General features: G+C 64.9%; 15 protein-coding genes and 1 other RNA gene. 8 read left to right on the top strand and 8 right to left on the bottom strand.

Translation table 11 applies throughout. The features are described from left to right. Nucleotides 1-48: 48 nt before the first annotated feature. The gene (locus M2320_RS02265; RefSeq protein WP_264595900.1) at nt 49-1,356 is read right to left on the bottom strand and encodes a replication-associated recombination protein A; all 1,308 of its coding nucleotides are present in this window, start codon (nt 1,354-1,356) and stop codon (nt 49-51) included. Between the two features lie 159 nt (nt 1,357-1,515). Here M2320_RS02265 and M2320_RS02260 point away from each other — a divergent pair, with 159 nt between their 5' ends. The 4 genes from M2320_RS02260 (at nt 1,516) to M2320_RS02245 (ending at nt 4,359) form a co-directional block, all read left to right on the top strand. Further along, the gene (locus M2320_RS02260) at nt 1,516-2,160 is read left to right on the top strand and encodes a ParA family protein (protein ID WP_264595899.1); all 645 of its coding nucleotides are present in this window, start codon (nt 1,516-1,518) and stop codon (nt 2,158-2,160) included. 209 nt (nt 2,161-2,369) lie between these two features. Beyond that, entirely contained in the window at nt 2,370-3,014 is a 645-nt protein-coding gene (locus M2320_RS02255; protein WP_264595898.1) for an AAA family ATPase, read from the top strand. 50 nt (nt 3,015-3,064) lie between these two features. Then, nucleotides 3,065-3,772 carry an orotate phosphoribosyltransferase gene (locus tag M2320_RS02250; protein ID WP_264595897.1) on the top strand — a complete coding sequence of 236 codons (708 nt, stop codon included), beginning with the start codon at nt 3,065-3,067 and terminating at the stop codon, nt 3,770-3,772. Between the two features lie 5 nt (nt 3,773-3,777). Next, nucleotides 3,778-4,359 (top strand): hypothetical protein, encoded by a 582-nt coding sequence (locus M2320_RS02245; RefSeq protein WP_264595896.1) that lies wholly within the window; start codon nt 3,778-3,780, stop codon nt 4,357-4,359. On the opposite strand, the gene M2320_RS02240 is transcribed toward M2320_RS02245, so the two are convergent. The 4 genes from M2320_RS02240 to ssrA form a co-directional block, all read right to left on the bottom strand. Beyond that, a complete protein-coding gene (locus tag M2320_RS02240) occupies nt 4,323-4,559 on the bottom strand; it encodes a ribbon-helix-helix domain-containing protein (RefSeq protein WP_264595895.1) in 237 nt (78 codons plus the stop codon). The genes M2320_RS02245 and M2320_RS02240 overlap by 37 nt on opposite strands. Before the next feature lie 189 nt (nt 4,560-4,748). Beyond that, nucleotides 4,749-4,949 (bottom strand): DUF4169 family protein, encoded by a 201-nt coding sequence (locus M2320_RS02235; protein WP_264595894.1) that lies wholly within the window; start codon nt 4,947-4,949, stop codon nt 4,749-4,751. Then, a complete protein-coding gene (locus tag M2320_RS02230) occupies nt 4,949-5,518 on the bottom strand; it encodes an SspB family protein (RefSeq protein WP_264595893.1) in 570 nt (189 codons plus the stop codon). Before M2320_RS02230 ends, M2320_RS02235 begins: the two co-directional genes overlap by 1 nt. A gap of 24 nt (nt 5,519-5,542) precedes the next feature. After that, nucleotides 5,543-5,907: a transfer-messenger RNA gene (gene ssrA, locus M2320_RS02225) on the bottom strand. A 109-nt stretch (nt 5,908-6,016) separates the two neighbouring features. Here ssrA and M2320_RS02220 point away from each other — a divergent pair. After that, complete coding sequence (locus M2320_RS02220; protein WP_264595892.1) at nt 6,017-6,865, top strand: 3-hydroxyacyl-CoA dehydrogenase family protein; 849 nt, start codon at nt 6,017-6,019, stop codon at nt 6,863-6,865. A 33-nt stretch (nt 6,866-6,898) separates the two neighbouring features. After that, nucleotides 6,899-7,795, top strand: a complete 897-nt coding sequence (gene thyA / locus M2320_RS02215; protein WP_264595891.1) for a thymidylate synthase — start codon at nt 6,899-6,901, stop codon at nt 7,793-7,795. 7 nt (nt 7,796-7,802) lie between these two features. Here thyA and M2320_RS02210 read toward each other — a convergent pair whose 3' ends face one another. After that, on the bottom strand, nt 7,803-9,404 hold the full coding sequence (locus M2320_RS02210; RefSeq protein WP_264595890.1) for a DHA2 family efflux MFS transporter permease subunit: 1,602 nt from the start codon (nt 9,402-9,404) through the stop codon (nt 7,803-7,805). A gap of 4 nt (nt 9,405-9,408) precedes the next feature. Continuing rightward, nucleotides 9,409-10,644, bottom strand: a complete 1,236-nt coding sequence (locus M2320_RS02205) for an HlyD family secretion protein (protein WP_264595889.1) — start codon at nt 10,642-10,644, stop codon at nt 9,409-9,411. 114 nt (nt 10,645-10,758) lie between these two features. On the opposite strand from M2320_RS02205, the gene M2320_RS02200 reads away from it, so the two are divergent. Then, a complete protein-coding gene (locus M2320_RS02200; protein WP_264595888.1) occupies nt 10,759-11,418 on the top strand; it encodes a TetR/AcrR family transcriptional regulator in 660 nt (219 codons plus the stop codon). A 24-nt stretch (nt 11,419-11,442) separates the two neighbouring features. Here M2320_RS02200 and M2320_RS02195 read toward each other — a convergent pair whose 3' ends face one another. Further along, nucleotides 11,443-12,387, bottom strand: coding sequence for a hypothetical protein (locus tag M2320_RS02195; protein WP_264595887.1), 945 nt, complete (start codon nt 12,385-12,387; stop codon nt 11,443-11,445). A gap of 471 nt (nt 12,388-12,858) precedes the next feature. Between M2320_RS02195 and M2320_RS02190 the strand changes: the two genes are divergently transcribed. After that, nucleotides 12,859-13,374, top strand: coding sequence for a dihydrofolate reductase (locus tag M2320_RS02190; protein ID WP_425540645.1), 516 nt, complete (start codon nt 12,859-12,861; stop codon nt 13,372-13,374). Nucleotides 13,375-13,446: the final 72 nt, after the last annotated feature.

Raw genomic sequence — 13,446 nt, 5'->3', positions numbered from 1 at the left:
CCGCGGAACCGGCGCGGCGTCACGCCTTTGCCTGAAGCATTGCGGCGGCTAACCTTTGCGCTCCCGCCGCAACTTCTCCCAATAATCCAGCCTCTTGCCGATCTCGCGCTCGAACCCCCGCTCCACCGGCTCATAAAGCCTTTGCCGTCCCAAAGCCTCCGGCCAGTAATTCTGCCCGGAAAAGGCGTCGGGCTCGTCATGGTCATAGGCATAATCGGTCCCATAGCCTTCGGAGCGCAACAATTTGGTCGACCCGTTCAAGATCACCTTGGGCGGCATCAGCGAGCCATGGGCCTTGGCCAGCCGCATCGCCCCCTTGTAGGCGACATAGGCGGCGTTGCTCTTGGGCGCGGTGGCGCAATAGATGACGGCCTGGGCGATGGCGAGCTCCCCCTCCGGCGACCCGAGAAAATCGTAAGCCTCTTTCGCCGCATTGGCGATCACCAAAGCCTGGGGATCGGCGAGGCCGATATCCTCCACCGCCATGCGCACCACGCGGCGCGCCAGAAACAGCGGGTCCTCGCCGGCGTCGAACATGCGGGCGAGATAGTAGAGCGCCGCATCGGGATCGGAGCCGCGCACGCATTTGTGCAGGGCGGAAATCAGATTGTAATGGCCCTCCTGGCCCTTGTCGTAGATGGGCGCACGCCGCTGCACCACCTCGGCAAGCTGCGCGGGGTCGAAAACCTCGCCGGGCCGGGCGGCGCGCCAGATTTCTTCCGACAGGGTGAGGGCGGCGCGGCCGTCGCCATCGGCCATGCGCACCAGCGTTTCGCGCGCGGGCGCGTCCACCGGCAGCGGCTTGCCCTCGATCGTTTCGGCGCGGGCCAGCAGTTTTTCAATCGCCGCATCGTCGAGGCTGCGAAAGGTCATGACCCGGGCGCGCGACAGCAGCGCGGCGTTGAGCTCGAATGAGGGATTTTCGGTGGTCGCCCCGATCAGGGTGACCACGCCCTCTTCCATCACCGGCAGAAACGAATCCTGCTGCGCGCGATTGAACCGGTGGATTTCGTCGACGAACAGCAAGGTCCCCTGGCCGATTCGGCGCCGCGCCCGCGCCTCCTCGAAAATCTTCTTCAGGTCGGCGACCCCGGAAAAGATCGCCGAGGCCTGAACGAAATGAAGTTTCGTCTCATGCGCAAGTAATCGCGCCACAGTCGTCTTGCCGGTTCCCGGAGGCCCCCAGAAAACCAGGCTTCCCAGCGACCCCGATTCGATCAGCCGGGTCAGCGCGCCGCTCGCGCCCAGCAAATGCTCCTGACCCGCGACTTCGCTCAAACGCCTGGGACGCAGCCGTTCCGCGAGCGGGCGCGGCGCGTCCTGCTCCAATCCAGCCCCGTCGAATAGATCACTCATGTGTCCCAATCCGTAAGTTTACCAGCGTCGCTTTACTTGCGTAATGCGCAGGGGTTTCTGTGAATAACTCTTGAAAGTGCGTGTCAACTGCTTTTTGTCTGGTAGCTTCGGTTTCGGACCATCGTCCACTGGCCAACACGTTCATACCTGGAGAATTCGATGAGAAAGATCGCCATGGTAACGCAGAAGGGCGGCGCGGGAAAAAGCACCCTCGCCATTTGTCTCGGAGTTGCGGCGCGTGAAGCGGGAGAGAGCGTCGCTTTGATCGACCTCGATCCCATGGGCTCGCTGACCGGCTGGGGCAACCGCCGCACCGGCGGCGACATCATGGTGATGGCGGCTTCGCCCGGCGAACTCGGCGATATCATCGGCCAGCTGGAGGCGCTCGGCGTCACCCTGGCGATCATCGACACCCCGGCCGGCGACAGCGCGATGGCGGAGGAAGCCATTGCGGAAGCGCAGCTGTGCCTGGTGCCGGCGCGCCCCAATATTTTCGATGTCGCCGCCAGCCAGGGCACGCTGCAGAAGCTGAAGCATCGCGATTATTCTTTCGTCCTCAACCAGTGCCCGCCGCAGCGTCAGGCGCCGCGCATCCAGCAGGGAATCAACGCGCTTGCCGAAATGGGCGTGCTGTTGACGCCGCTGGTCGCCGCCCGCGCCGATTACCAGGAAGCCGCGCGCCGGGGCCTGGGGGTCACCGAATTCGCCGCTTCCGGGGCCGCCGCGGCCGAAATGCGCGAACTCTGGCGCGCGACGCGCGACCGGCTCGACGGCTTCGCTCTCGAGGCCTCGCACGCTGCGTGAGCGCGAATTTCTCGCGCATTTTCAACCCGGAAGCAATTCTTCCCGTGGGGATGCGCGATATTACAAAACGTCAAGTATAGCGCCGCCGCCGCCAAGCAAAGCGCTATTATTTCTGCTCTCTTTCGCCCCGGTCTCTGGTCTTGAACAGCAGAGTCTGATTCAAATGGGGGCGCGACGATTCGACGTCGCTATCGGGAGGGGGGGAGCGGATGCGGCGCATCGCCTTTGTCACGCAGAAGGGGGGCGCCGGCAAGAGCACGCTGGCGGCCTGTCTCGCCGTCGCGGCCACCGCGGCCGGCGAGCGTGTGTTTCTGATCGATCTCGATCCCTTGCGATCCCTGAGCGGCTGGGGCCGCACGCGCGAGCGCGACGACATTCCGGTGGTCGCGGCGCCGCCGTCGAAACTGGAAAAGATTTTGGAGGCGCTCGCCGCGCGCGGGATCACGCTGGCGATCATCGATTCCCCCGGCGGCGACGGCGCGGCGGTCGACGCCGCGATCCGGGCGGCGCAGCTCTGCCTGGTGCCGGCGCGTCCCAACGCCTTCGATCTCGTCGCTGGCGAAAAGACCCTGAAAAAGATCAAGGAGCGCGGGCGCGATTACGCCTTTGTCCTCAACCAATGCCCGACCTCGCGCCAGAACGCGCGAATCGAGGAGGGAATGGCGACGCTGCAAGCCCTGGGCGTGCTGATGCGCCCGCTGGTGTCCGCGCGCGTCGATTACCAGGAGGCGGCGCGCCGGGGTCTCGGCGTCGGCGAGGTCAACGCCGGCGGCGCGGCGGCGGAGGAAATGCGCGCGCTCTGGGCCTCGGTGCGCAAGCGGCTCGGCAAGAAACCCAAGAAAATGGCGGCCTGATTTGACGCCGGGGCGGAGGGCGATTTAAGGATCGGAAAAAGGGGTATTCCATGTCCGATCTGTCGCCCGCCGCGCTTGAAAAACAGCTTATCGCCGAAGAAACCGCCAAAATGCTGCTGGAGGTCGGCGCCGTTCTGTTCAACGCGGAAAAGCCGTACATCTTCACCTCGGGCTGGGCCAGCCCCGTCTACACCGACATGCGCAAGCTGATCGCCTTTCCCCGGCTGCGCGCGCGCCTGCTCGATTTCGCCGTGACCACGATCCAGCGCGAGATCGGCTACGAAAGCCTCGACATCATCGCCGGCGGCGAGACGGCCGGCATTCCCTATGCCGCCTGGATTTCCGACCGGCTCAGCCTGCCCATGCAATATGTGCGGAAAAAACCGAAGGGGTTTGGCCGCAACGCCCGCATCGAGGGCGAGCTGCGCGACGGCGCCCGCACGCTGCTGGTCGAGGACCTCGCCACCGACGGCGCCTCGAAAGTGAATTTCTGCAATGCGATCCGCGAGGCCGGCCAGTCCTGCGCCCACACTTTCGTGTTCTTCTTCTACGACATTTTCCCCACCGCCCGCGACGAACTGGCGAAAGAGGGGATCAGCCTGCACCAGCTCACCACCTGGTGGGATGTGCTGAAGGTGGCGCGGCGCACGAATTACCTCCCTTCGGCCACCCTCGACGAAGTCGAAAAATTCCTGCATGCTCCCGCCCAGTGGTCCGCCGCGCATGGCGGGGCCTCGGAATTTGGCAAGAAGGCGTAAGCGCAATGCGGCGTCTGATCATTTCTTTTGGCGCCGCTTTTATTTCAATGGCGCCGGCCCTCGCCGCGGATTGCGCGGGCGTCCCCTTCGCCGACATGCCCTGGCTGCGGTTCGGCAAGCCCTCGGGCGCGTCGGCCTCCGGCGGCAAGCTGTCGGTCGGCCGCGGCGAACTTGTGGCGCTCGGCGCGAGTTCCGGGGCGCAGGTCTGCGCCGAAAAGGTGAGGGGGCAGGGCGCCGGCTGGCTTCCGGCCAATGCGCTCGACATCGTCCCGCGCATCAACGACACCGGCTCGTTCGTCGGCTCCTGGCGGCGCGGCGCTTCGGTGATCCGCATCACCTGGCAGGAGGACGGCCGTCTCATCGTGCAGGGCTCGGGCGCCGGGACGTTTTCGGGCGACATGGACATGCGCGACGGCATCGGCCTTTATTTCGGCGACGGCGTCGATCCCGACACGCCGGAAGCGCCGGGTTGCCGCTTGCGCATGGCGCGCGGCGGCGAGATTTTGCTGGTGCGCGACAACGGCCAGTGCGGCGGCGCCTTCAACGGCGCTTACACGCGGGAAAAGGACAAGGCGGCGGCGCGATAATGGCGCAGCACGGCGACGCGCAGCGCCGATGACAGATTGGCGGCGCCCCGCGCGGAATCGACCTCGGCGACCAAGGCGGGCACGCTGAGCCCGCGCGCTGCAGCAATGTCGCGCAACGCCTCCCAAAAATCGTCTTCCAGCGAAATCGATGTCCGGTGCCCCGCAATGACCAGGGAGCGCTTGCGCAGATGTCCGGTCATAGGCCAGCCCCAGACCGCGGCATGAGGGGGGCGCCTCGTAAGAGGCCGTCATGGCCGGGCTTGTCCCGGCCATCCACGCGGTTCCGCCACGCGAATTTCCGCCGGGTTTTCCCTGCGGCGCGGCGTGGATGCCCGGGACAAGCCCGGGCATGACGCGGGATAATGGCTGTGGAATAGAAAAACACGACCTCAGTCGTCTTCGGAATGGCGCGACTCCGGCTTGAGCCTGTGCCCCTCGAGCTTGCGCGCATCCTGATCGCGTCGCGCGGCGGAGAGGTTTTTCTCCGCCTTGCTCAATCCGTGTTTGACCCGATTGGCTTCGGCCTCGTCCTCCCGCGCGCTGCGGTCGCGGCGCTTGCGCGCCTGGCGGAGGTTGACGACCTCGCCCATCAGGTCTTCTTGCGAAAAGCGTCGATGGACACGATCTTGGCGCTGTCGTCGCCGCCCTTGTCGTCGGCCTCCGCGGAGGCCTCGGCCTTTTCAGCCGCCGGGGCGACTTTGGGCTCGGCGCTGCGCTTTTCGGCGGGGACGGCCGGGCGGGGCGGATTGGCCACCGGCCCGAACTCGATCGCCTCGTCGTCGGACTCGTCCTCGTCGCCTTCGCCCTGGGCCTCGAATTTCAGCCCGAACTGCACGGAAGGGTCATAGAATCCGGCGATGGCCTCGAAGGGCACGACCAGCCGTTCGGGCACGTTCTTGAAATGCAGCCCGACTTCGAATCCGACTTCATCGACCTTCAGATCCCAGAACTGGTACTGGAGGATGATGGTCATCTCTTCCGGATATTGCTCGCGCAGCCGGTTCGACAAGGTGACGCCGGGCGCGTGGGTGCGGAAGGTGATGTAGAAATGGTGGTCGCCGGGCAAGCCGTCACGCGCGGCGTCGGCCAGCACTTTTCTCACGACGCCGCGCAGGGCGTCCTGAACCTGAAGATCGTAACGTATCAAATCCTTCGACATGCCGTCCAGCCGCACCGGTGAAGAAGTGGAGGCTTCTGTTGCCAGGCGCCTCCGAGCCCCGCCTTGAGGTGCAACCCCCAAGGGCTTTAATTCGGTACTATCACCGCATTACGCGGCGACGGCCACCGGAGCATAGTTGTCGTTGGCAACTATAGGTTTGACCCGATAACGGCGGTATCATGCCGGGCAAAAGCACACCCTTTACACCCTCGTCTATCCTATTTCGCCCCCGCCGAAATCCATATCAAGCAAGCTCGCATATGGACTTGGGTGGAGGCGCCGGGTACCGCCCCCGGGTCCGATAGGCTTATTTCGATGACCATTTATCGCCATAGCCGTCCGAGGACGGCGACTCGAATATAGGTGAGGCTCTTGCGCCGCGAAAGGGGAAAAACGCGGCGCGGCGCCTGTTGCGCAGGCGTTGACGCGGCTTTCTTCTCGATTTCGTCAAGCCGCGCGCCTAATTTCCCCAGGCAATGCAAACAGGGGGCGCGACAGATGAAGATCGAGACCATTGGCGTGATTGGCGCCGGCGTGATGGGGGCGGGCATCGCCCAGGCTTTCGCGACCAGCGGCTATCCCGTGCTGCTGCGCGACATTTCCCAGGACGCGCTCGACCGCGGGCGGGCCACGATCAAGGCCAGCCTGGCGCGCCTCGCCGCCAAGGAAAAGCTCACCCAAGCCGAGGCCGATGCAGCGCTGGCGCGGATCACGCCGACGCTGACGCTCGAGGATTTTCATGACCGCGACCTGATCGTCGAGGCGGTCGTCGAAAAATTCGAGGTCAAGAAGGCGATCGTCGCCGATCTCGACCGAATCTGTTCCGCGCAGGCGATTTTCGCCAGCAACACCTCCTCCCTGTCGCTGACCAGGATCGCCGCCGCCTCGACTCATCCCGAGCGCGTCATCGGCATGCACTTCTTCAATCCGGTGGCGATGATGCAGCTGGTCGAAGTGATCCGCGCCATCCAGACCAGCGACGCCGTCAACGCCGCCGTGGTCGAAACGGTGGCAAAGCTCGGCAAGGAAGCCAAGGTCGCGCGCGATTCCTACGGCTTTGTCGTCAATCGCGTGCTGATCCCGATGATCAACGAGGCGATCAATTGCGTCTATGAGAATGTGGCGACGCCGGAAGACGTCGACGCGATGATGAAGCTGGGCGCCGCCCACCCGATGGGCCCGCTGGCGCTCGGCGACCTGATCGGCCTGGACATTGTCCTGGATGTGATGGAGGTGCTCTACGAAGGGTTTTCGGACCCCAAGTATCGCCCCAGCCCGCTCTTGAAACAAATGTGCGACGCGGGTTATCTCGGCCGCAAGACCGGGCGCGGCTTCTTCACCTATTGAGCGGCGGGAACCCGGGTTCGCCTGGAGTCCGCCATGCTGAACCGCCACCCCGAATATCAATATCTCGACCTGCTGCAGCAGGTCCTTGATCATGGCGACAAGCGCGTCGACCGCACGGGGGTCGGCACGCTCTCCATTTTCGGCGCGCTGACCCGGTTCGACGTCGGCGCCGGCGCGCCCATCCTGACGACAAAGCGGGTGTTCTGGAAAACCGCGGTCAAGGAAATGCTGTGGTTCCTCACCGGCGACACCAACATCCAGCCGCTGCTCAAGGAAAATGTGCGGATCTGGTCGGACTGGCCGCTGGCCCGCTACCGCAAGGAAACCGGCGATCCCGTCAGCCAGGAGGTTTTTGAAGCCCGAATCGTCGCGGACGACGCATTCGCCCAAAAATGGGGAGACCTCGGCCCGGTCTACGGAAAACAATGGCGGCGCTGGCGCGGCCCGGACGGGCGCGAGCACGACCAGATCGCCGGAATCATCCATGCGCTGAAGACCAATCCGTCCAGCCGCCGCATCCTGTTCCACGGCTGGAACGTCGCCGAAATCGACGAAATGGCGCTGCCGCCCTGTCACATGGTCTACCAGTTCCACGTCAGTAAGGACCGGTTGTCCTGCCTGCTGTTGCAGCGCTCGGTGGACCTGTTTCTCGGCTGCCCGTTCAACTGGGCGGGCGCGGTGGCGCTGCAGGCGATGATCGCCCAGCAATGCGACCTGGACCTCGGCGAATTCATCTGGGTCGGCGGTGACGTGCACCTTTATCTCAACCAGCTCGACCAGGCGCGGCTGCAACTGACCCGCGCGCCCCGCCCGATGCCGCGTCTTGTGCTCAAGCGCAAGCCGTCGAGCATCGACGGCTATCGCATCGAGGATTTCGAGGTCGAGGACTACGATCCCCATCCGCATATCGCGGCCGAAGTCGCGGTCTGACGGGCGCTCACGGCTTCATCTTCGAGGCGAACAGCAGGGCGAAAGCGGCGACCAGCAGGATCAGCCCGAGCACGGCGAAGGCGTCGCTGAACGCCATGATCAGCGCCTGGCGCTTGACGGCGGCCCCGATGGCGACGACCGCCTTGGCCTGCGCCGTTGCGACGTCGGACACGCCATGCGCCAGGAAATATTGGGTGAGGTCGGCAAGCCGCTTGCGGGTTTCCTCGGCATAGACGGTCACCGACTGGCCGATAATGTTGGAATGGAACTGCTCGCGCTTGGTGATCAGCGTGGCGAGCGTCGCCGTGCCCACGGCGCCGCCGAGATTGCGCAGCATGTTGGACAGGCCCGAGGCCGCGCCCGCCTCGCTCGGGGCGATGCCGGCGGTGACGATGGCGCTGACCGGCGTGATCACCAGCGCCTGCCCGATGGCGCGCACCACATTGGGCGCAAACAGCTGGTCGCCGGCGGAATCGGCGGAAAGGCCGATGTTCATCAGCGAACTCCCGGCGAAAATCACAATGCCGACGAAGCCGATATAGCGCGCGTCGAACCGCTTCATCAGCAGCGGCACGAAGGGGATCAGCAGCAATTGCGGCAGGCCGGTCCAGGCCAGCACCTCGCCGATCTGCTGCGCATTATAGCGCTGCACCTGTCCCAGATATTGCGGCATCACATAGACGGTGCCGAACAATGCGAAGCCGATCAGCATGTTGGCGCCGACGCCGACGATGAAATTGCGGCGGGTGAGCAGGCGCAGATTGACCAGCGGCTGCTTCACCCTGAGCTCGATGGCGATGAAGGCCGACAGGAACACCAAGGCGACGACCGCCAATTGCAAGATCAAGGGCGAGGCGAACCAATCGTCCTTGTTGCCCTCTTCGAGCACGGTCTGCAGCGCCGAAAGGCCGATGGCCATGGTGACGATGCCGGCCCAGTCGCCGTCGCGGAGCAGGCCGAGGCGCATGGGCTCGCGCTCGAGCGTCAGGGCGAGCGCCGCGACCATCACCAGGCTCGGGACGACATTGACGAAGAAAATCGTCTGCCAGCCATAATTTTCAGTGAGAGTGCCGCCGATGGTCGGGCCGATGGCCGGCGCGAAAGTGACGGCCAGCGAGAACATGGCGAGGCCGATCGGCTGCTGCGGCTTGGGCAGCCGGGTCAGAACCATGGTGAATGCCATGGGGATCAGCACGCCGCCGAAAAAACCCTGGAGGCCGCGCAGCACGATCATCGTCCCGAGGTCGCGGGCGAAGGCGCAGGCGACGGAAAACAAGGCGAACAGCAGGGTGCTGCCGAGGATGTAGCGGCGGAACGAGAACACCCGGCTGAGATAGTCGGTGAGCGGGATCACCACGATCTCGCCGATCAGATAGGAGGTCGAGATCCACGCGCCATTGTCGACGCCGGTGCCGATGCCGCCCTCGATATCGAGCAGCGAGGCGTTGGTGATCTGGATGTTGAGGATCGCCATGAATGCGCCGATCATGCTGGCGCAGACGGCGATCCAGGCTTTGGGGCTTGCCCCGGGGCTCGCCCCGGGGCTGGCCGCGACGCTCGCGCCGGCCGGCGGAACGTCACGCGCGGGGGAAACGGCGGTCGCAGTCATGGGCCTATCCCCTATGCGCGCTGGCGGCGGCGACTTGCGGCGCGGTCCTGGTGTCGATGGTCGGGACCACCGACATGCCCGGACGCAGCACCGCATCGAGCGGCCCTCCGTCAAAAGTGATTTTCACCGGGATGCGCTGCACCACTTTGGTGAAATTGCCGGTGGCGTTGTCGGGCGGCAGCAGCGCGAACTCCTGGCCGCTCGCCGGGGCGAGGCTGTCGACGCGGCCGGTGAAAATCTGGCCGGGAAAGGTGTCGACCTCGATCTCGACCTTCTGTCCCGGCCGCACATCGGTCAGCTGGGTTTCCTTGAAATTGGCGACGACATAGGCGGCGTCGATCGGCACCACCGACATCAATTGCGTGCCGGCCTGCACATATTGGCCGGTGCGCAGGGTGCGGGCTCCGACTTGGCCGTCGACCGGCGCGACAATGACGGTATAGGACAGGTTCAGCCTGGCCTGGTCGAGCGCGGCCTTGGCGGTGAGCAGATTGGCCTGGGCCTGGCCGAGCTCCGCCTTGAGCACGTCGAGCTGCCGGGTGGCGTTGGTCAGCGCCGCCTGGTCGCGGGTCACCGCCGCGCGGGCCGCGAGCTGGCGCGAAACGGCCTGCTGCGCATTCTGCACCGTGCCGAACCCGGTCTTGGCCAGATCGGTGTAGCGCTTGTTGTCCTGGTCGGCGAAAGTGGCGTTGGCCTCGTCGGCGGCGACATTGGCCCGCGCGGCCTCGATCGCGGAATCCTGCGCGACCAGGGCCGCCTGCTTGTTGGCGATGGCCGCTTGCGCGGCGGCGACGCCGGCCTCCGCCTGTTCCACCGCCACCTTGAAATCGCGGTCGTCGATGCGGGCGAGAACCTGCCCGGCCTTGACCGGCTCATTGTCGCCGACCAGCACGGCGCCGATATAGCCCGCCACTTTCGGCGCGATCGTGGTGCTGTCGGCCTTGACATAGGCGTCGTCGGTGGACACTTCGAACCGGCCAACCCGCCAGTAGCGCTCGCCATAATGGCTGGCGGCGGTCAGGGCCGCCAGGCTCAGGCCGACCAGCAGCGTCTTCTTGACGAAATCCTTGACGGTTTGGCGCGGCGCCGGCGCGGCTTCCAAGGCCTCGGCCTCGACCTCCTGAGACCGCTTGGCGATCGAAGCGGAACGCCGGGGCGCCGGCAGATGGTCGGGGTTTGTCGGCGCGCTGTCGGCGACGAGGGCGTCGTCAAATGTCTGGGTGTGCTGGAGGTCTGTCATGGTCGCGCTCCCGCCTGGTCTGAGGCGCCGGGTCAAACGGCTTGCCGTATTTATGGAAACGATGTATTTTCCAAAATACACCGACCGGGGACTCCGTCAATCGGATTTTGGAAAATGGCTGTAGTCGAAAATGCAAGCGAAGCCTGTCGGGGCCGGGGACGCCCGCAGCTGCGCCCTGACGCCGAGACCCTCGCGATCATCGTCGAGGCGGCGCGGGTGGAATTTCTCGCGCGCGGTTTCGCCGGCGCCTCGATGAGCGCAGTGGCCCAGCGCGCCGGCGTCTCCACCAAGACGCTCTACCGGCTGTCGCCCTGCAAGGCCGATTTGTTTCGCGACGTGATTTCGGAGCGGATCGGCCGGTTCATCCTGGAGCTCGACCAGACCATCCTGAGCGCGCTCGACGGGACCGCCGCGCTGAAGCGGATACTCACGGCCTTCTGCGTGTTGACGCTCGATCCCGAGACCACCGCTTTGTTCAAGCTGGTGTTCAGCGAGAGCGACCGCTTTCCGGAAATCGGCCAGTCCTTCTACGAACTCGCGATGAAGCGGACCAATGACGCCATCGCCGGTTGGCTGGCGGAGCAATGCCGCAAGGGCGAACTCGATCTCGCCGATCCGCAGCTCGCCGCGGAAATGTTGCGCGGCATGATGATCATGGAGCGGCAGCGCGCGGTCATGCTCGGCCGGATCGGGGCGCCGACGCTCGAGGAGATCGAGACGCGCGCGGCGGCCTGCGCCGATCTTTTTCTGCGCGGCGCGCGCCGCGTCGCCTGACCGGGGGCGGCGGACTTCGCGTGCTTAGACTTCGACGGCGCGCAGTTTGCGCTGGGCCATCTGCGCGTCCTCGTCGTCGTCGAGAGGCGAGGTGAAGCGCGGATGGGTGTTGAGAAGCTGCTGATTCGACGCTTCGAGATTGCCGATATGGTCGCTTTGGCGCCTCAGTTCGTCGCGCTGGCGCTCGTTCAGCCGGGTGAGGAAATCGATCTTGGACAACAGCGCCGATTGCCGGATTTCCAGATCGTAGATCTTCTTTTCATGCCCGGCGAGCCGTTCGGCGGCGCGGCGGTCGCGCTCCTGGGCCTCGTCGGAGCGCGCCTTGAGCTCGGCCTGCATTCGCCGGATCTGCGCCTCCGCGTCGCGCAAAGCCGCGCGCGTGCGCCCGTGTTCGTCGCATTCCGCGGCATATTTCTGCGACATGGCCTCGAGGTCGCTTTCGACGCGTTCGAGGTCGGCGGCGGTGGAGACGAGCTGAGACTTCATCTCGGCGGCCTCGCGGATCATTTTCGGCAGCGCGACCTCGTGCTTTTGCAGCCTCTGGCGATTGGCGCTGTTTTCCTCCAGCAGCTGCTGGCGGGCGGATTCGGCCGTCGCCACCCGCTGATGCAGGTCGTTGATCAGCCCCTGGGCCTTGGTGTTCTCGGCCTCGGCGTCCGCGGCCTGACGCGTCGCCATCGACAATTGATGCCGCGCGGATCTGAGCTCGTTTTCAAGCTGGGCGTTGATCGGCCGGTAATGGGCGAGGTCGCGCTCGGCCTGGGCCAGGCAATGTTTGAGATTGGTTTCCGACGCGGTCAGGCGGAGGATGGTCTGTTCGCGTTCGGCGCCGCGTTGCAGGCTCTTCATCAGCAGCGGCTGAAGCGTGGCCATTTGGCTTGTCAGCTGGTCCATGCCGATCTGCCAGTCCGACACGACTTTCTGCTGTTCGCACTTGAGAGTAAGCGTGCGGTCCTTGATCGTATTCATGAGCGAACAGAGCTGATCATCCGCCTCATTATCGCCTTTGTTGGCGACGAATTCTATCGGATCAATCGGCTCGTAATCTGTAATACTTCCGGTCGTTCCGGGAATATCTAATTTTTGTTGCGGCTTGAAATTGAAAACACTGCGGAAATTGGTCATGTCAGGCTCGCGAACGCTACGGCAATTAACCTCTTGTTCAGGATCGTCGCAACATTGTCAATCTCTTGGGACAGGCCCCAATCCCGCGCGCGCAATGCTCACATGCTTGCAGGGGGTTAGCGCGCCCGCCTCGTTTCCCCTGCAATCCCGAGCTCGCCGGCCGCGCATCGCGCGGTGGACAGGTGATTCGTTTTCGCGCGGCGTGGCGACTCAGGCGCGGGTGATTTAGGGTCGCGTCCAAACCCACCCGGAATGAGAGCCCGTGCCGACGTCCGAACACATTCCCGCCTCCCCGAAAACTTCGACATGAGCGACCTGTCGCTGACCATTGTCGCCGCGATCGCCCGCAATGGCGCGCTGGGCCATCGCAACGCCATACCCTGGCGCGCGCCGAGCGATCTCAAGCGCTTCAAGGAGATCACCTGGGGGCGGCCGCTGATCATGGGCCGCAAGACTTTTGAATCCATCGGCAAGCCGCTGCCGGGACGCGAAACCGTCGTCGTCACCCGCGACCCCGCTTATTTCAAAGGCGAGCCGCCCGCCCACGCCCATCTCGCCGGCGATTTCGAGTCTGCGGTGGCGCTCGCCGACGATCTCGGCAAGAGCCTGCATTGCGCCGAGATCATCGTCGCCGGCGGCGCCGAATTCTTCCGCAAGGCCCTGCCGCGCGCCCGCTTCCTCCGGCTGACCCGCGTCGATTGCGAGCCGCAGGCCGACGTGTTCTTCCCCGAGGTCGACTGGACGCAGTGGCGGGAATTGCGCAGGGAAAAGCCGCCGCGCGGCGACAAGGACGAGGCCGACCTCGAATATGTCGACTTTGGGCGGGTCTAGCAGGCTGCGTCGCAGCCTTTTCAATGGAATCATAGAGTAGCCCTCACCCTGAGGAGCCCGCCTTGGCGGGCG

The organism is Rhodoblastus acidophilus (assembly GCF_025961575.1).
Taxonomy (GTDB): domain Bacteria; phylum Pseudomonadota; class Alphaproteobacteria; order Rhizobiales; family Beijerinckiaceae; genus Rhodoblastus; species Rhodoblastus acidophilus_C.
Note: the sequence above shows the minus strand (reverse complement) of the source record. Positions and strands in the feature narration are given on the sequence as shown.